At 67.2% G+C, this 17678-nt stretch carries 14 protein-coding genes; 5 read left to right on the forward strand and 9 right to left on the reverse strand.

The window, feature by feature from the left end:
* The first annotated feature begins 32 nt into the window (after nt 1-32).
* Nucleotides 33-2087: a sodium-translocating pyrophosphatase gene (locus tag AC3QL3_RS19085; RefSeq protein ID WP_492895699.1), complete on the forward strand. Its 2055-nt coding sequence runs from the start codon at nt 33-35 to the stop codon at nt 2085-2087.
* Between the two features lie 106 nt (nt 2088-2193).
* Here AC3QL3_RS19085 and AC3QL3_RS19090 read toward each other — a convergent pair whose 3' ends face one another.
* Entirely contained in the window at nt 2194-4452 is a 2259-nt protein-coding gene (locus AC3QL3_RS19090) for a heavy metal translocating P-type ATPase (RefSeq protein WP_492898991.1), read from the reverse strand.
* A gap of 122 nt (nt 4453-4574) precedes the next feature.
* On the reverse strand, nt 4575-4976 hold the full coding sequence (locus AC3QL3_RS19095) for a heavy metal-responsive transcriptional regulator (protein WP_492895700.1): 402 nt from the start codon (nt 4974-4976) through the stop codon (nt 4575-4577).
* Between the two features lie 135 nt (nt 4977-5111).
* Here AC3QL3_RS19095 and AC3QL3_RS19100 point away from each other — a divergent pair, with 135 nt between their 5' ends.
* Nucleotides 5112-5594: an MgtC/SapB family protein gene (locus AC3QL3_RS19100; RefSeq protein WP_492895701.1), complete on the forward strand. Its 483-nt coding sequence runs from the start codon at nt 5112-5114 to the stop codon at nt 5592-5594.
* Between the two features lie 48 nt (nt 5595-5642).
* Here AC3QL3_RS19100 and AC3QL3_RS19105 read toward each other — a convergent pair whose 3' ends face one another.
* The 4 genes from AC3QL3_RS19105 to AC3QL3_RS19120 form a co-directional block, all read right to left on the reverse strand.
* Nucleotides 5643-6353: a c-type cytochrome gene (locus tag AC3QL3_RS19105; protein WP_492895702.1), complete on the reverse strand. Its 711-nt coding sequence runs from the start codon at nt 6351-6353 to the stop codon at nt 5643-5645.
* A 10-nt stretch (nt 6354-6363) separates the two neighbouring features.
* Nucleotides 6364-7398, reverse strand: a complete 1035-nt coding sequence (locus AC3QL3_RS19110) for a copper resistance protein B (RefSeq protein WP_492895703.1) — start codon at nt 7396-7398, stop codon at nt 6364-6366.
* On the reverse strand, nt 7395-9203 hold the full coding sequence (locus AC3QL3_RS19115; protein WP_492895704.1) for a copper resistance system multicopper oxidase: 1809 nt from the start codon (nt 9201-9203) through the stop codon (nt 7395-7397). Before AC3QL3_RS19115 ends, AC3QL3_RS19110 begins: the two co-directional genes overlap by 4 nt.
* 145 nt (nt 9204-9348) lie before the next feature.
* Nucleotides 9349-9765: a CopL family metal-binding regulatory protein gene (locus tag AC3QL3_RS19120; protein ID WP_492895705.1), complete on the reverse strand. Its 417-nt coding sequence runs from the start codon at nt 9763-9765 to the stop codon at nt 9349-9351.
* Between the two features lie 115 nt (nt 9766-9880).
* Here AC3QL3_RS19120 and AC3QL3_RS19125 point away from each other — a divergent pair, with 115 nt between their 5' ends.
* The 3 genes from AC3QL3_RS19125 (at nt 9881) to ppa (ending at nt 14016) form a co-directional block, all read left to right on the forward strand.
* On the forward strand, nt 9881-12043 hold the full coding sequence (locus AC3QL3_RS19125) for a prolyl oligopeptidase family serine peptidase (RefSeq protein ID WP_492895706.1): 2163 nt from the start codon (nt 9881-9883) through the stop codon (nt 12041-12043).
* A complete protein-coding gene (locus tag AC3QL3_RS19130; protein ID WP_492895707.1) occupies nt 12040-13332 on the forward strand; it encodes a thioredoxin fold domain-containing protein in 1293 nt (430 codons plus the stop codon). The genes AC3QL3_RS19125 and AC3QL3_RS19130 overlap by 4 nt, the downstream gene beginning before the upstream one ends.
* Nucleotides 13333-13479: 147 nt before the next feature.
* Entirely contained in the window at nt 13480-14016 is a 537-nt protein-coding gene (gene ppa / locus AC3QL3_RS19135; RefSeq protein WP_492895708.1) for an inorganic diphosphatase, read from the forward strand.
* A 115-nt stretch (nt 14017-14131) separates the two neighbouring features.
* Here the strand turns inward: ppa and AC3QL3_RS19140 are convergent, their stop codons facing one another.
* The 3 genes from AC3QL3_RS19140 to AC3QL3_RS19150 form a co-directional block, all read right to left on the reverse strand.
* On the reverse strand, nt 14132-15799 hold the full coding sequence (locus AC3QL3_RS19140) for an ArnT family glycosyltransferase (protein ID WP_492895709.1): 1668 nt from the start codon (nt 15797-15799) through the stop codon (nt 14132-14134).
* 108 nt (nt 15800-15907) lie between these two features.
* Entirely contained in the window at nt 15908-16921 is a 1014-nt protein-coding gene (locus AC3QL3_RS19145) for a DUF2333 family protein (protein ID WP_492895710.1), read from the reverse strand.
* 86 nt (nt 16922-17007) lie between these two features.
* Complete coding sequence (locus tag AC3QL3_RS19150) at nt 17008-17607, reverse strand: ferritin-like domain-containing protein (protein ID WP_492895711.1); 600 nt, start codon at nt 17605-17607, stop codon at nt 17008-17010.
* Nucleotides 17608-17678 lie beyond the last annotated feature (71 nt).

The raw sequence follows: 17678 nt of genomic DNA on the forward strand, positions 1-17678 counted from the left end.
TCATTACGTCCTGGTACACAAGGGAGGGTTCGATGCTGTTCCAGCAACATGGGCTTTTGATCGCGCTGGTGTGCGCGGTGCTTGCGATCCTGTATGGGGTCTGGTCGATTCGTTGGATTCTGGCCAAACCGGCCGGCAACGCACGCATGCAGGAAATCGCCGCGGCGATCCAGGAAGGCGCACGCGCCTATCTGAACCGCCAGTACCGCACGATCGCGATCGTCGGCATCGTCCTGTTCGTGGTGATCGGATTCGCGCTCGACTGGCCGACCGCCATCGGCTTCGCCTTAGGCGCGATCCTGTCCGGTCTGACCGGCTACATCGGCATGAACATCTCGGTACGCGCGAACGTACGCACCGCGGAGGCGGCGCGTTCCGGCATTTCGGCGGCGCTCGCGGTCGCGTTCCGCGGCGGTGCGATCACCGGCATGCTGGTGGTCGGACTCGCCCTGCTCGGCGTCGCCGGCTACTACGTCATTCTGCTCAAGACCGGCAGCACCTCCGACCAGGCTCTGCACGCGCTGGTCGGCCTCGCCTTCGGCTCGTCGTTGATCTCGATCTTCGCGCGCCTGGGCGGCGGCATCTTCACCAAGGGCGCCGACGTCGGTGCCGATCTGGTCGGCAAGGTCGAAGCCGGCATTCCGGAAGACGATCCGCGCAATCCGGCGGTGATCGCCGACAACGTCGGCGACAACGTCGGCGACTGCGCCGGCATGGCGGCCGACTTGTTCGAGACCTACGCGGTCACCCTGATCGCGACCATGCTGATCGGCGGCGTGCTCGCCACCGAGGCCGGCGCCAACGGCGTGCTGTACCCGCTGGTGATCGGCGGCGTCTCCATCATCGCCTCGATCATCGGCACGTTCTTCGTCAAGTACAGCGGCGGCGGCAAGATCATGAACGCGCTGTACAAGGGCGTGATCGTGTCCGGCGTGCTCGCCCTGCTCGCCTTCATTCCGGTCACGCAGGAACTGATGGCCGGCAGCAGCTACGGCGTGTGGAACGTGTTCGGCTGCGCCGTGATCGGCCTGGTCCTGACCGGCGCGATGGTCGTCATCACCGAGTACTACACCGCGACCGAATACAGCCAAGTGCAGCATGTCGCTAAGGCCTCGACCACCGGGCACGCGACCAACATCATCGCCGGCATCGGCATCTCGATGAAGTCGACGGCCTGGCCGGTGCTGGCCGTGTGCGCGGCGATCTGGGGCGCTCACTGGTTCGCCGGTCTGTACGGCATCGCGATCGCCGCCACTTCGATGCTCTCGATGACCGGCATGATCGTCGCGCTCGACGCCTACGGCCCGATCACCGACAACGCCGGCGGCATCGCCGAGATGGCCGAGCTGCCCAAGGAAGTGCGCGCGGTGACCGATCCGCTCGATGCGGTCGGCAACACCACCAAGGCGGTGACCAAGGGTTATGCGATCGGTTCGGCCGGTCTGGCTGCGCTGGTGCTGTTCGCCGATTACACGCACAAGCTCGCCACCCAGCATCCCGACAAGATCTTCACCTTCGACATCTCCAACCACTACGTCATCATCGGCCTTCTGATCGGCGGCTTGATTCCGTATCTGTTCGGCGCGATGGCGATGGAAGCGGTCGGCCGCGCGGCCGGCAGCGTGGTGGAGGAAGTGCGCCGCCAGTTCCGCGACATCAAAGGCATCATGGACGGCAGCGGCAAGCCGGAGTACCACAAAGCCGTCGACCTTCTGACCAAGTCGGCGATCAAGGAAATGATGATTCCGTCGCTGCTGCCGGTGCTGGTGCCGATCGTGGTCGCGTTCGGCTTCCGCTTCATCGGCGGCCCGATGGCCGGCGTGCAGGCGCTCGGCGGCCTGTTGATCGGCACCATCGTCACCGGACTGTTCGTCGCGATCTCGATGACCACCGGCGGCGGCGCCTGGGACAACGCCAAGAAGTACATCGAAGACGGCCATTTCGGCGGCAAGGGCTCGGATGCGCACAAGGCGGCCGTGACCGGCGACACCGTCGGCGATCCGTACAAGGACACCGCAGGTCCGGCCGTCAATCCGCTGATCAAGATCATCAACATCGTGGCTTTGCTGCTCGTGCCGCTGCTGTAACGATCGATACAGCACCGGCTCCCTCTCCCGCTTGCGGGAGAGGGCTGGGGTGAAAAGCGAAAACGGCGGCCACTGGCCGCCGTTTTCGTTTGGACGTCTACGTCGATCAGACCGCTTTGACGCCGGGATCGCGCGCCAGCCGCAGCGCATTGCCGACCACCGACACCGAACTCAGGCTCATCGCCAGCGCCGCGATCATCGGGCTCAAGAGCAAGCCGAGCGACGGATACAACAGGCCCGCCGCGACCGGCACGCCGATGCCGTTGTAGAGCAAGGCGAAGGCGAGGTTCTGGCGCATGTTGGCGACGGTCGAGGCGGAAATCGCACGCGCTTGCAGGATGCGACCGAGGTCGCCCTTGACCAGGGTCACCGGCGCGCTCGACATCGCCACGTCGGTGCCGGTGCCCATCGCGATGCCGACGTCGGCCGCGGCCAGCGCCGGCGCGTCGTTGATGCCGTCGCCGGCCATCGCGACGCGGCGTCCCTGCGCCTGCAGCTCGCGCACCAGCTCGGCCTTCTGCTGCGGACGCAGATCGCCGCGCACCTCCTCGATGTCGAGCGCGCGCGCGACCGCCGCCGCACTTGCCTGCGCATCGCCCGAGGCCATCACGATGCGTACGCCATCGGCGCGCAGTGCCGCCAGCGCCGGCCGTGCGCTGGGCTTGATCGGATCGGCCACGGCCAGCGTGCCGGCGTAGCGGCCGTCGACGGCGAGATGGACCAGGCTGGCGCCTTCCTCGCGCAAGGCCTGCATGCGCGCGTTGAGCGGCTCGAGCGCAATCCCGGCCTGCTGCAGCAGCACGCGATTGCCGAGCGCGACGGCACGGCCGTCGACGCGGCCGCGCACGCCCTCGCCGGCGATCGACTCGAACATCTCGGTCGCGCCGAGCTCGAGCGAGCGCCGCTGCGCTTCGGCGAGAATCGCTTCGGCCAGCGGATGTTCGCTGCCGCGTTCGAGGCTGGCGGCGAGACGCAGCACCTCGTCGGCGTCGAAACCGTCGGCCACGGTCAATTCGCGAAACGCCGGCCGGCCTGCGGTCAGGGTGCCGGTCTTGTCGACCACCAAGGTGTCGATCGTGCGCAGGCGTTCGATCGCCTGCGCGTCGCGGAACAGCACGCCGGCCTGCGCCGCGCGACCGCTGGCGACCATGATCGACATCGGCGTGGCCAGGCCGAGCGCGCAAGGACACGCGATGATCAGCACCGAGACCGCGTTCAACACGCCATAGGTCCACGACGGCTGCGGCCCGAACAAACCCCAACCGAACAAGGTCAGCACGGCGACCGCGAGTACGACCAAGACGAACCCGTAGGCGACGCGATCGGCCAGACGCTGCATCGGCGCGCGCGTGCGCTGCGCCTGCGCGACCAGTTGCACGATCTGCGCGAGCAAGGTCGCCGCGCCGACCTTCTCGGCGCGGATCACCAGGCTGCCGCTGCCGTTGATGGTCGCACCGACGACGCTGTCGCCGCGCGTTTTCTCGACCGGCATCGCTTCGCCGGTCAGCATCGATTCGTCGACGCTGGAGCGCCCCTCGAGAACCGCGCCGTCGACCGGCAGCTTCTCGCCCGGACGCACGCGCAGCCGATCGCCGACATGCACGTGGTCGAGCGGAACGTCTTCCTCGCTACCGTCCTCGCGCAGGCGCCGCGCGGTCTTCGGCGCGAGGCCGAGCAGCGCCTTGATCGCGAGCGAGGTCTGCGATCGCGCACGCAGTTCGAGCAGCTGCCCGAGTAGGGTTAGGGAGACGATCACCGCAGCCGCTTCGAAGTACACGCCGACGCGGCCGTGTTCGCGGAACGATGCGGGAAACAGTTCCGGTGCCAAGGTGGCGACCGCGCTGTAGCCGAACGCGGCGGCGACGCCGATGCCGATCAGGGTCCACATGTTCGGGCTGCGGTTGCGCAGCGACTGCACGCAGCGCACGAAGAACGGCCAGCCGGCCCAGAGCACGACCGGCGCGCTCAAGAGGAGTTCGAGCCCGCTGCGCGCGGCGCTCGACAAGAAGCCGATGCGATGGCCGAACATCGCCAGCACGAACACGGCGAGGCTGAGCGGCAAGCTCCACCAGAAGCGGCGCGAGAAATCGCGCAGCTCCGGATTGTCTTCGTCCTCCAAGCTCGGCAGTTCCGGCTCCAACGCCATGCCGCAGAACGGGCAGGTGCCGGGATGATCCTGGCGCACGTCCGGGTGCATCGGGCAGGTGTAGATCGTTCCGGCCGCAGCCGCAGCCGCCGGCGGCTGCGGCTCGAGATACTTCGAGGGATCGGCGACGAACTTCTCACGGCAACGCGCCGCGCAGAAGTGGTAGTAGCGCCCGGCGTGCTCGGCGCGATGCGCGCTGGTGGCCGGGTCGACCTGCATGCCGCAGACCGGATCGCGCTCGCTGCTCGCGGCAGCGCTCGCTGCGGCAGCGGACTTCATCGAGCAGCAACTGGGTGCGGCGGGCACCGGCGCGAGTGGGCGGTGATCGTGATCGTGCGCGCTCATGCCGCGTCCTCCTGCGCCAAGGCATTGAGGATCGGACACTGTTCGAGCGAACCGTGCCCGGGACAGGCGGCGATCAAGGCGTTCAAGCCGTCGCGGACGCGCGCCAGTTCCGCCAGCTTGCGTTCGATGTCGATCAGCTTCTGCTGCGCCACCGCCTTCATCGATGCCATGTCCTCGTCGACGTGGCTGGACAGCGCGAGCAGCTCGCGGATTTCCGGCAGGGTGAAGCCGAGCCCCTTGGCGCGGCGCACGAAACGCAGCCGCTGCAGATCGATCGCGGCGTAGCTGCGATAGCCCGAGGCGAGACGCGGCGGCGCCGGCAGCAAGCCTTCGCGTTCGTAGTGGCGCACGGTGTCGATGCCGACGCCCGAGCGCTGTGCAAGTTGTCCGATCTTCATCGCGGCAAGCTTCCGATGGCGGGAGAGAAGGCAGTGTCCACCCCGGACCACGGTCCGGAGTCAAGCCCCGGCCGGCGTCGCGCCGCCTCGCGTTGGCGGGCTACCATCGAAGCGTCTGTTGCTGCGGGAGCCGTCATGAATGTGATCCTGGAAGAACTGAGCGCCGGACTGCCGGACATGCGCCACATCGGCCAGGCGGTCATCCGCATCGTCGCGGCGATCGTGCTCGGCGCCGCGATCGGCTGGGAGCGCGAGAGAGCGGGCAAGCCGGCCGGCTTGCGTACGCACATCCTGGTCTGCCTCGGCACGACCGTGTTCATCGTCGCCTGCATCGGCGCGAACTTCTCCACCGACGGGCTTTCGCGGGTGATCCAGGGCATCGTCACCGGTCTCGGTTTCATCGGCGCCGGTTCGATCCTCAAGATCAGCGCCGAACGCGACGTGCGCGGACTGACCACCGCCGCCAGCATCTGGATGACCGCGGCGATCGGCGTCGCCGTCGGTCTCGGTTGCGTCGGTATCGCCCTGCTCGCGACCACGGCGACCTTCATCCTGCTGCGGCTGGGCTTGCTCGGCGACAGCGATTCGGCACCGCGCAAGGACGACCGCGGCGGTTGAACCGCCGCGGCCTGGTGCGATCGCATCGACCTCGCTCGTCGGTGCGGGTCAGTGCGAGTGGCCATCGTCGGCAGGCGCCGATTCGGGCGCATGAACATGCGTCTTGCCGTCGGCGTGCACGTGCGTGGTGCCTTGTGCAGCAGGTGCCGACGACTCGGCGTCGGCATCGTCGTGCTCGTGCGGCGTCTCGTCGTGATGATCGTGACCGCCGCCCGAATGCGCATGCGCGCCGCTCTCGCCGCCGCCGTGCGAATGACCTTCGCTGCTCGCGACGAGGGCGTCGTAGGCGGCACGATCGAGCGTGGGCAGTCGTTGCAGGAAGGCGACCATGTTCCACAGGTACGCATCGTCCATGCTGCGACCCCAGGCCGGCATACCGCTGGCCTTGATGCCGTGTTTGACGACCCAGAACGCCGCCGCCGGCGACACCTTCGTGCGGCTCAGATCGGGCGGTGCCGGATACAGCCCGCGACTCAGTTCGGTCGGCGCCGCGCCGGGCTTGAGGTGGCAACCGCTGCACATCGCCTCGTAGTTGCCGGCGCCCTGGCGGATGCGTGCCGCGTCGTCGAGATCGGCGGGCACGTCGAGCTTGCCCGCGCGCGCGGCGATCGAGCGTTCGCGCGCGAATTCCAGCACGGCGTACACCGGTCGCGTATGCGGTACATCCGCGGCAACGTCGTAGACGCCGGAATACAAGGCGACCGCGCCGCCCGCCGCGGCGATGCCGAGCACGAGCAGAGTCTTCATCAAGAAGTTCATTTCACTCTCCTCAGAACCAGGCACGCAGGCCGACGACGAAACGCGTTTCGCCGGCCTTCTCGAAATGCTCGCGCCGATAGTCGGCGGTGCCGCCGAACGCACGCTCGTGGACGAGGCCGATGTAGGGCGCGAACTGGCGCGTGAACTCGTAGCGCAGACGCAAACCGACCTCCGCCGTACTGAGCCCCGAGCCGACGTGGCGCGCCGGGTCGTCCTTGCCGAACAGCTCGATCTCGATCAAGGGTTGCAGCACCAGCCGATTGCTCAGCAGCAATTCGTACTCGGCCTCCAGACGCGCCGCGGTCTGACCGCGCTCGCCGATGTAGGCGGTCGCCGAGACTTCAAATTTCTGCGGTGCAAGGCCTTGCACGCCGATCGCGGCGAAAGTCTGCGAATCGCCGGGCTTGAAGTCCTGCCGCACGCCGGCGACGACATCCCACCACGGCGAAATCGCGCGGCCGTACAACAGCTCGAGATCGGCCGATTCGGTGGCGCCGCGTTCGCGCTCGCCTTCGCTGCGCAGCCACAGGCGATTGAGATCGCCGCCGATCCAGCCGGACGCTTCCCAGGCTTGGCCGGAACCGGGGTCGGCATCGAACGCTTCCAGGCGGTTGAGCAGGAAGTAGGAATTGACGGTGGCGCCGTGCAGCTGATGGCCGTGCATGTCGGGCGGAAACGCGGCGGCGCGATCGGCGTCGGTCAAGGGCGGAATCGGCTCGCGCGGTTCTGTGCTTGCCGGCGCGGTGTGCCCCATCGCGGCGTGATCCATGCCGGACATGTCGCCGTCGCCCATGGCGGCGTGATCCACCGCCGCGGCCGCTTCGGTCTGCGGCTGCCGCGCGTGGTCTTTCTTCGGCTTGGCGGCAGTGCTCGCGTTCGCGGCGTGATCCATCGCGGCGTGAGCGTCGGCATCGGCGTTCTTCGGTGCCGGCGTCGCGTGCTCGGAATGATCCATCTCCTGCGCGAGCGCCGCGCCGCTCGCGCAGACGAGCAGCAAGGCGATGACGCGAGAGAGCGACTGAGGATGAAGGCGCATGGTCGTCATTCCTCCACCCGCACTTCGCGGAACATGCCCGCTTCCATGTGATAGAGCAGATGGCAGTGGTAGGCCCAGCGGCCGAGCGCGTCGGCGCGCACGCGATAGCTGCGCTTGCTGCCGGGCGGCATGTCGATGGTGTGCTTGCGCACGAGGAAGTCGCCGCGCTCGTCTTCGAGATCGCTCCATAGTCCGTGCAGATGGATCGGGTGCGTCATCATGGTGTCGTTGACGAGCACGATGCGCAGACGTTCGCCGTACGTCAGCTTGAGCGGCGCGGCGTCGGCGAACTTGATGCCGTCGAAGGACCAGGCGAACTTCTCCATGTGCCCGGTCAAGTGCAGCTCGACCGTGCGGCCCGGCTCGCGGCCGTCGGGATCTTCGAACAACGAGCGCAGCGCGCCGTAGGTCAGCACCTGGCGGCCGTTGTCGCGCAGGCCGAGGCCGGGATCGTCGAGCTTGGACGTCGGCGCCATCGTCTGCATGTCGACCAGCGGATTGTTCTTTTCGCTGGCCGGATGGGTTTGCATGGCACCGCCATGCTGCATGCCCGCCATGCCGCTCATGTCGTGGCCGCCGTGATCCATCCCCGGCATGGCGTCCTGCGCGGACATCCGGCTCATGTCGTGACCGCCCCCCATGCCGCCGTGCCCCATGTCGGCCATGCCGAGCAGCGGGCGCGGATCGAGCGACGGCAGCGGCGCGCGCAGACCTTCGCGCGTCGCCAGCGTGCCGCTGACGTAGCCGGTGCGACCCATGTCCTGCGCGAAGATCGTGAAGGCGTCTTGTCCGGACGGCTCGACGATGACGTCGAAGGTTTCCGCCACCGCGATGCGGAATTCGTCCACCGTGACCGGATGCACGTACTGACCGTCGGCCGCGACCACGGTCATCTTCAAGCCCGGGATGCGCACGTCGAAATAGGTCATCGCCGAGCCGTTGATGAAGCGCAGGCGCAACTTCTCGCCGGAACGGAACAAGCCGGTCCAGTTGCCGAGCGAAGTGGTGCCGTTCATCAGGTAGGTGTAGGTGTTCGCGTTGACGTCGGACAGATCGGTCGGCGTCATGCGCATCTCGCCCCAGGCGAGGCGATCGGCCAAGGTCGCGTCGAAGCCGCGCCGGTGCACGTCGTCGAGGAAATCGCCGAGCGTGCGCTTGTGGTAGTTGTCGTAGGACGACATCTTCTTCAAGCGCCGGAACAGCACGTTCGGATCGAGATCGGTCCAGTCGGTCAACAGCACCACGTAGTCGCGCTCGTAGCGAAACGGCTCCGGCTCGGCCGCGTCGATGATCAGCGCGCCGTACAGGCCGGCCTGTTCCTGGAAGCCGGAATGGCTGTGGTACCAGTAGGTGCCGTTCTGGCGCACCTCGAAGCGATATTGGAAGGTCTCGCCGCGCGCGATGCCGTTGAAGCTCAGGCCCGGCACGCCGTCCATGTTCGCCGGCAGCAAGATGCCGTGCCAATGGATCGAGGTGTGATGGCCGTAGACGGAACCGGCCGGCAGCGCGTTGGCGACGCGCAGGTTCACCGTGCTGCCTTCGCGCCAGCGCAGGATTGGTGCGGGCAGCGAGCCGTTGACCGTCGCGGCGTAGCGCGTGCGGCCGGTGAAGTTGACCGGCGTCTCGCCGACGCGGAGGTCGAACTCGGTGCCGGCGAGCACGCTCTGCGCGCCGGCGCCCGCGAGCGCCCAACTGGTGCGCGGCCGCGGACCGAACGCGGCCAGCGCGCCGCCGGCCGCGAGGCCTTGCACGAAACGGCGTCGCGTCATCGCGCGCCGGAGGTCGGCGTCGCCGCCGAAGAAATCGAATGACATGGGAAAACTCCGAAAGCCTGTGAACGTTCCGCGTGAGCGGAAAGCGGTGGCGAAAGCGTCGCGGCCCGACATCCGTCACCTTTCCCGCAAGCGGGAGAGGGAGAACGGCGGGCAAGGGATGCGGCGCTGCTAGCGCCGCGGAGGCTCAGACGATCGGAGGTCGAGTCGGCAAGGCCAGCGTCGGCGCGGGATGCGCCGCGGCCGCAGACGGCACGGCGTCGCCGTGCAGGAACCACAAGGGCAGCGGCGCGAGCGCGAACAGCGCACCCGAACCGGCCTGTGCACAAGCGCAGTTGCACGAGGAAGAACCGCAGCAGCCGCCCTTGTGATGGTCGGCGCAAGGCACGGCGGCCGTCGCTGCATCGTGCTGGTCGTGATGCGTCGGCGCGGTTTCGGCCGCAGGATGCTGCGCGCACGTCGCACCGTTGGCGGCGACGTGATGGGTCGAAACGCCGCCGTCCATCGCCGCCGCCATACGCGTCGACGCCGCCGCGCCGCCGATCCCATTGAGGACCAGCATCAGGCTCAGCAAGAGTCGCAGCAGGGCGGCGGAGGCGGACATAGGCCAAAGATACCGCATCCGCCGGCTACGAGGCGTAAACCCGCCAGCGCCGTCGTCTGGACAAGAGCGGCCTTGCGCGCGAAGAATCGGGTTCCATCCCGTCGCGAGAGCTTTCATGCGTCTGCCGACCGTTGCGTGCGCGCTAGCGCTGACCACCCTCCTTCTGGCCGCTTGCGCCGCGGTCGAAAAGAAGACTCCGGCGCTGCCCGCCGCTCCCGAGAAACCCGCAACGATGAACGAAGACGCCTATCTCTGGCTGGAAGACATCCACGGTGAGAAGCCCTTGGCTTGGGTGCACGCCGAGAACGAGATCACGCGCAAGGCCTACGCCGACACGCCGGAGTTCGAAGCGACGCGCAGCGGCATCCTCGAAGTGCTCGACTCCGACGCCAAGATCCCGTTCGTGCAGAAGATCGGCGAGCGCTACTACAACTACTGGAAGGATCAGGCCCATCCGCGCGGCGTCTGGCGGCGCACGACGCTGGCCGAATACCGCAAGGACCGCCCGGTGTGGGAGACCGTCATCGACGTCGACGCGCTCGGCCGCAGCGAAGGCAAGTCCTGGGTCTGGCACGGCGCCGACTGCCTCAAGCCGCAGTACCGCCGCTGCCTGGTCTCGCTCTCGCCCGGCGGTGGCGACGCCGATGTCGTGCGCGAGTTCGATCTGGTCGACAAACGCTTCGTCGCGGGCGGCTTCGAACTGCCCGAAGCGAAGACGCAGGTCGCCTGGCTCGACGCCGATCGTCTCTACGTCGCGACCGATTTCGGTCCCGGCTCGATGACCAAGTCGAGCTATCCGCGCATCGTCAAGGAATGGCGGCGCGGCACGCCGCTGAGCGAGGCGACGCTCGTCTACGAAGGCAAAGACGACGACATGATGGTGTTCGCCTTCCGCGATCAGACACCGGGCTATCAGCGCGACTTCGTCGTGCGCCTGATCGATTTCTTCTCCAGCGAAACCTTCCTGCGCGGCAAGGACGGCGCGCTGAGCAAGATCGACGTGCCGCTCGATGCGACCGTGCGCACCCAACGCGAATGGATGCTGATCCAGCCGCGCACGGCCTGGACGGTGGACGGCAAGACCTATCCGTCCGGTTCGCTCGTAGCGGCGCGGTTCGACGATTTCGTGGCGGGCAAGCGCGAACTGACGGCGCTGTTCACGCCGAGCGAGACGACCTCGCTGTCGAACTACTCCTGGACGCGCCACCATCTGATCCTCGACGTGCTCGACGACGTCGTCAGCCGGCTCGAAGTGCTGACGCCGCCGAAGCGGGCCGCGGGCGAATGGGCGCGCGCTCCGCTCGGCGGCGCGCCGGCCTTGTCGGCGATCGAAGCCGGCGCGATCGATGCCGACGACGGCGACGATTACTTCCTCACCGTCAGCAGCTTCCTCGATCCGACCACGCTGTATTACGGCACCTTGGGCAAAGGCGAAGCGAAACCGATCAAGCGTGCGCCGGCTTTCTTCGACGCCACCGGCAACCAGGTCCAGCAATATTTCGCGACCTCCAAGGACGGCACCCGCGTGCCCTACTTCGTGATCGCGCCGAAAGGGATCAAGAACGACGGCAGCAACCCGACCCTGTTGTACGGCTACGGCGGCTTCGAGATTTCGCTGCAGCCGTCCTACAGCGGCAGCGTCGGGCGTTCCTGGCTGCAGCGCGGCGGCGTCTACGTGGTGGCGAACATCCGCGGCGGCGGCGAATACGGACCGCGCTGGCATCAGGCCGCGCTGAAAGCCAACCGCCTGCGCGCCTACGAGGACTTCGCCGCGGTCGCCGAGGACCTGGTCCGCCGCGGCATCACCTCGCGCGGGCATCTCGGTGCCGAAGGCGGCAGCAACGGCGGCCTTTTGGTCGGCAACATGCTGACGCTCTATCCGCAGCTGTTCGGCGCGATCGTGTGCGAGGTGCCGCTGCTCGACATGCGGCGCTATACCAAGCTCTCCGCCGGCGCTTCGTGGATCGCCGAGTACGGCGATCCGGACAAGCCCGAAGAATGGGCCTTCATCCAGAAGTTCTCGCCCTATCGAAATGTCGAGAAAGGCGTGGACTATCCGCCCGTGCTGTTCTACACCGCCACCAGCGACGACCGCGTCGGTCCGGTACAGGCACGCAAGATGGCGGCGAAGATGAAAGAACAGCTCGGCTATCGCAACGTCTGGTTCTACGAGAACACCGAAGGCGGCCACGGCGCCGCGGCGGACAACCGGCAATCCGCCTTCATGCACGCGCTCGCCTACTCCTTCCTGTGGAATCACCTCGAGGCTTCGAAATGAAACCCCTCTTGCCGCTTCTCGTTCTGCTGCTCGCAGCGCCCCTCTACGCGGCCGAACCCGCCAGCGTCGACGACGCGCTCGCGCGTGCGAAGAAAGCGCACCAGCCGGTGCTAATCGATTTCAGCGCGCCGTGGTGTTACTCGTGCTACTTCATGGCCACGCACGTGTTGAACGGCAAGGAGTGGGAAGCGCTTGAGCGCAAGGCGGTCGTGGCGGCGGTCGACGCCGATTCGCCCGACGGCGCGGCCTGGATGAAGAAGCTCGCGGTGAAAGCGCTGCCTGCGTACGTCGTGTTGAACGAGAACGGCGCCGAGCTCGGCCGCATCCTGGCCGAGCAGCCGCGCGAGAAGTTCTACCCCAATCTCGATCGCATCCTGGCCGGCGCCAGCACGCTCGACCAGCTCGAACGCAAAGCGGCCGGCGGTTCGGTCGTCGCCATCGCCGACGTGCTCAGCTCCTATCAAGTGCGTGGCGAAGGCCGCGCCGGACTCGACTGGTACGCGCGCCTGCCGCAGAAGCTGCGCGATCAAGCGGGCAAGGACAAAGCCGTCGCGCTGTGGTTGGATCGGCTCGAACTCGCGCGCGCCGACAAGGCCGAGGACAAGGCGGCGACGGTCAAAGCGGCGCAGCGCGTGCTCGCCCAGGACATCGGCTGCGATCGTCCGTATGTCGTCGACCAGTTGCTCGAGGCCAGCGAGAAGCTGCCCGAGGCACAGCGCCATGCTCTGCTCGCTCCGCAGAAAGCGCCGCTCGAGGACTTGTTGACCAAGCAAGTCTTCGTCGCCACGCCCAGCTGCGCCGATCAGCGCAGCAGCGTCATCACCACCGCCGATCTCGATGCCGCCCTCGGCGACAGCGCCGGCGAAACCGCGCTGCTCGATCGCGCCATCAAGACCGTGCGCGCTCAACTCGGCGAGGATTTCAAGAAGGACCGCAACGCGGCCGACAACCTGCGCGTGTACCTGCTGCGCGCCAAGCGCACGGACGAACTCGACGCGCTGTATCCGAAATTGATCGCGGCCTATCCGGACGACTACGTGTATCCGTATCGCTACGCCAAGAGCCTGTTCGATCGCGAGCAGTCGGCGCAGGCCTTGCCCTTGCTCGAACAGGCGGCCGAAAAAGCCTACGGCGTGAATCGCCTCAGCGTCGCCACCCTGCGCGTGAAGGTGCTCAAGGCGCTGCATCGGCAAGCCGACGCCGAACAGGTCGTGGCCGACGTGCTGGAACAGAACGGCCGCTGGTTTCCCGAGCAGGTCGAGAAGCTGAAAGCGGCGCTGAAATCCTGATTCTTGCCGTCGCTGTCGGGCTCGAGCTGAATTCTCCTTTGCCCGCCTTCGCTTAGCGACGGTGGAATTGCTGCGTCGCAGCAGGGTGCATTATCCTTCGCGCCTTTCCGGCAGCGTCCGGACCCCAGCAAGACTTAGGAGCGAACAGTGGCTTTGGAACGCGTTTCCGCCGGCGCCGACGTGCCCAACGAGATCAACGTCATCATCGAGATCCCCAAGGACGCCGAACCGGTCAAGTACGAAGTCGACAAGGCCAGCGGCGCGATCTTCGTCGACCGCGTGCTGTCGACCCCGATGCGCTATCCGTGCAACTACGGCTACGTACCGCAAACGCTCGGCGGCGACGGCGATCCGCTCGATGCACTGGTGATCCTGCCGCTGCCGCTGGTGCCGGGCGCGGTGATCCGCTGCCACCCGGTCGGCATGCTGAAGATGACCGACGAAGCCGGCGGCGACGAGAAGCTGGTGGTGATTCCGGTGGCGAAAGTGTTCGCCGGCTACGCGCACATCTCCGACATCAGCCAGGTGTCGGCCCACTGGCTCGAACGCATCGGCCACTTCTTCGAGCACTACAAGGATCTGGAGAAGGGCAAGTGGGTCAAGATCGACGGCTGGGTCGGCGCCGACGAAGCCAAGCGCGAGATCCTCGCCGGCGTCGAACGCTACACCGCCTCGGCGGACTGACTCCGACCTCACGCGATCGTGCTCGATCGCTGCAGTTCCGGCCGCTCGTTGCGAGCCGGTACGGCGATGACTGCGGAAGATCCGTCCGCAGTCATCGGTGACCGCACTTCCCCGCTCAGTCTTCGGAGAAGTCCTCGGCCGGATCGCGCGTGTGCGCGACCGCCGGGTCGATGCCCGAGGACAGCGCTTCGCGCACGTTCCAGATCGACACTTCGCCGCCGCGGAAGGGTTGCGTGAACACCGGCGTGGCGCGGAAGCGGAAGCGGCGGTAGAAGCTCATCACCAGCCCGTCCGGATGCTGCTGCGCCCAGGCTTCGAGCTGCTTGGCGTCTTCCAAGGTCAAAATCGGCTGCTTCAGGCGCCCGGCGAATTCATACACGCCGTGGTGCCAGCCCAGATGCACGACCGGCTGGCCGCGCTGCTGCGCCTGCGCGAGCTTGGTGCCGATCGCTTCGAGATCGTAACGCTGGCCCGGGCCTTCGATCACCGCGAACTTGACCAGCAGAGCGACCACCAACATCGCCAGCGCCGGCAATGCCGGCGTGCGCGCCCGGCGCAGGAACACCAGCAGCAGCACGCCGAGCGCGGCCAGAGCGAGACCCCAGCCGGGCGTCGCGTCTTCGACGTAGCCGAGCCGCTCGCGCGTCGCGGCGAAGTACGGCGCCGCTGCGAAGGCCGCGCCGAGCACGATCAGAAACACCGCGAACAAGCCGCTGCGCACGCGCAGCACGCCGCGATCCAGCGCGAACGCGAGGCCGAGCGCGACACCGGGTACCGCCGGCAGCAGATAGTGCGGCTGCTTGCCGCCGATGCACGAGAACACGATGAAGGTCGGCACCACCCAGACCAGGGCCAGACGCAAGGCCGGCTCGCGCAGCAAGGGACGCAGCTCGCTCCAGCGCGTGCGGATCACCAGCGGCCACGGCAGCAGCATCAGCGGGAAGATTACGAAGTACCACCACCACGGACGGCCGTGCGTGCTGGCGCCGACCACCCCTTCGATGCGGTCGAAGGTCTGGTTCAAGAAGATCGCGCGCGCATAGGCGGCGCCGCCGTGCAGCGCCGCCGGAATCGCCCAGGCCAGCGCGACGCCGGCACCGAGCAGGAAGGCCAAGGCGAACGCACCGAAATAGCGTGCGCGGCGCCCTTGCAGATCGTCGCTCCACCACGGCGCGCCGAGCGCGACGATGGCGACGAACAGCAGCATCACCGGACCTTTGACCAGAATACCGAGCCCGATCGCGACGCCGGTCAGAATCACGCCGCGGCGTGTACGCGCCTTGGTCAGATCGACCAGGCCGTGCACGGCGAGCAGCACGCAGGTGGTCAGCGGCACGTCGAACATGATCGCGTTGGCGAACGCGGCGAAGTAGATCGCGCCGAGCAGGAACCACATCGCGTTGCGCGCCGCCGCCTGCGCCGCGCCCATGCGCAGGGTCAGGCGTTGCAGCAGAAGCAGGCTCGCGATCGAACACAAGAGCGTCATCGCGCGCGCGGTCCAGGCGTGCACGCCGGTGACCAGCCAGCCGGCGTTGATCAACCAGAACAGCAAGGGCGGCTTGTGCGCGTAGGTATCGCCGTTCAGATGCGGCACCAGGAACTCGCCGGTGTGACGCATTTCCCAAGCCACCGCGAGATAGCGCGTCTCGTCGATCGGCACCGGCACCAGCAGCCAGACGATCGGCAGCAGCAAGAGGGTGCCGAGGAACAGCGGCTGCTCGAGCAGCCGATTCCACAGCGTCGGCGCGGCATCGAGGCGGGAGACGGGCGGCGTTGAACTCACGGGCGTCGCTGGCGGTTGCGCGAGGAGGCGCGACAGTACACGAAGCCCGGCCATCGCGCAGGCCCGCCCTGCGCGCTTTCGCCGCAGGGCTGCCGCAGAGTGAAAGGTTCAGCCGCGCTTGAGCAATTCGCGCAGGTCGAGGATCGCCGCGTTCGCGCGCGAGATGTAGTTGGCCATCACCAGCGAATGGTTGGCGAAGAAACCGAACGGACGCCCGTTGAGCACGATCGGGCTGCCGAGCGGCTTCTGCGATTCCTCCAGCTCGCGAATGACCTGATCCAGGCTGATCAGCGCGTTCTTGTCGTGCAGCACGGGGGCGAAGTCGATGCGCGCGGCTTCCAGCTGCTCGCGCAGCGCCCAGGTGTAGCCGCGCGCCTCGTAGAAGTTGTCGTCGATCTTGGTCCACGGCGTTTGCACCAGGCGCGGGCTTTCGGCCGGCTTGGATTGCTGCGCGTTCGCGTCCCCGGCGAGATCGGTGTCGATGCGCACCTGCCCGGCCGCCGCGGACAGCCGCTGCGACAGCGAGCCGAGCCGCGTCGACACCGTCTGTAGATAATCGGCCAGGTTGTCGGCGCGCGCGTAGAACTGCGCGTTGCTGGCGTCGTTGTCGGCCAGGCGCGTCAGATAGCCGTCGATGTGCGCGATCGCCTTGCGGTACTGGCTCTCGGAGCTGGGCAGCATCCAGCGGTCGTTGGGCGAACTGAACAGCGGCTCGGCTTGCTGCAAATCCTTGTCCTCGACCGACTGGGTCTGCGAGCGGCTCCAATCGTTGCGCAGCGTGCGCGCGAGATCGCGCGTCGCGGTCAGCGCGCCGAATTCCCAGTTCGGCACGTTGTCCATCAGCACGCCGGGCGGGAAGTAGTCGTTGCTGAGATAGCCGCCGCGCTTGTCGAGCAGGGTTTCCGCCACCGTCATCAGCGCGGCGGTGGTGACCGAGCCGATCACCACCGGCTGCTGCTTGGCGGCGGCGCGCGTCTGCGCTTCCTTGGCGACGTCGAAGTGCGGCGGTTCGTAGTCCCACCACCACATCAAGGCGAGCACCGCGACGAGGTAGACGGCGAACAGCGCGCCGATACCGCGGACGATCCAGTTGCGTGAGCGCTTGACTCCGGTTCCGTCCACTTCGTCCCTCGATCGTTTGGCCTGGGGGCAGGCCGCGATGCGCAGAGCGCACCGCGGCGTTGCCTCATTCTAGGGCCAGCGCGGGACTATTTCTTCTTGGCGCCGTTGCCTTTCGGTTTGGCCGGCTCGCCCTTGGCGCCGAAGTTCTCCATCAGGGTCTTCATGTCTTCGGCGTGCTCCTCCTCGGAAGCGAGGATGTTTTCGAGCATGCGTTTGGTGGTGGTGTCGCGATCGCCGACGTAATTGATGATCTCGCGATAGCTGTCGATCGCGATGCGCTCGGCGACCAGGTTCTCCTCGATCATCCCGGCCAGGTCCTCGGGCACGACGAACTCGGAATGGCTGCGCCCGGAAAGACCGTCGGGAGAAAAATTCGGCGTGCCGTCGAGCTGGGTGATGCGTTCGGCGATCTGGTCGGCGTGCGCCTGCTCTTCACCGGCGTGCTCGAGGAATTCGGCCGCGACGCTCTTCGCGTTGATGCCCGATGCCAGATAGAAATGCGCCTTGTAGCGCAGCACGCAGACGATCTCGGTGGCGAGCGCCTCGTTGAGCAGCTTCAGTACGGTCGCGCGATCGAGGGTGTAGCTGTCGGTGACGGCGCCGCGCTCCATGTGCGCGCGTGCGCGCTGGCGGATCGTCTTGATATCGGAAAGGAACGGCTTGTCGTTGCCGAAATTCGCGGTCATGCCTGCCTCCAGGGTGGGATGCCGGGCCCTTGCGGGCTGCGCAATGGTCTTGGCGATGGTACGCCGCGAGC

It is taken from the genome of Dokdonella sp. GW821-FHT11D02 (assembly GCF_058808595.1).

Coding starts and splice junctions, on each gene's coding strand:
- AC3QL3_RS19090 (WP_492898991.1), bottom strand. CDS start 4,452: ATGCAGGTCGACCCGGCCACCAGCGCGCATCGCGCCGAGCACGCCGGG.
- AC3QL3_RS19095 (WP_492895700.1), bottom strand. CDS start 4,976: ATGAAGATCGGACAACTTGCACAGCGCTCGGGCGTCGGCATCGACACC.
- AC3QL3_RS19085 (WP_492895699.1), top strand. CDS start 33: ATGCTGTTCCAGCAACATGGGCTTTTGATCGCGCTGGTGTGCGCGGTG.
- AC3QL3_RS19105 (WP_492895702.1), bottom strand. CDS start 6,353: ATGAACTTCTTGATGAAGACTCTGCTCGTGCTCGGCATCGCCGCGGCG.
- AC3QL3_RS19125 (WP_492895706.1), top strand. CDS start 9,881: ATGCGTCTGCCGACCGTTGCGTGCGCGCTAGCGCTGACCACCCTCCTT.
- AC3QL3_RS19110 (WP_492895703.1), bottom strand. CDS start 7,398: ATGACGACCATGCGCCTTCATCCTCAGTCGCTCTCTCGCGTCATCGCC.
- AC3QL3_RS19115 (WP_492895704.1), bottom strand. CDS start 9,203: ATGTCATTCGATTTCTTCGGCGGCGACGCCGACCTCCGGCGCGCGATG.
- AC3QL3_RS19120 (WP_492895705.1), bottom strand. CDS start 9,765: ATGTCCGCCTCCGCCGCCCTGCTGCGACTCTTGCTGAGCCTGATGCTG.
- AC3QL3_RS19150 (WP_492895711.1), bottom strand. CDS start 17,607: ATGACCGCGAATTTCGGCAACGACAAGCCGTTCCTTTCCGATATCAAG.
- AC3QL3_RS19100 (WP_492895701.1), top strand. CDS start 5,112: ATGAATGTGATCCTGGAAGAACTGAGCGCCGGACTGCCGGACATGCGC.
- AC3QL3_RS19130 (WP_492895707.1), top strand. CDS start 12,040: ATGAAACCCCTCTTGCCGCTTCTCGTTCTGCTGCTCGCAGCGCCCCTC.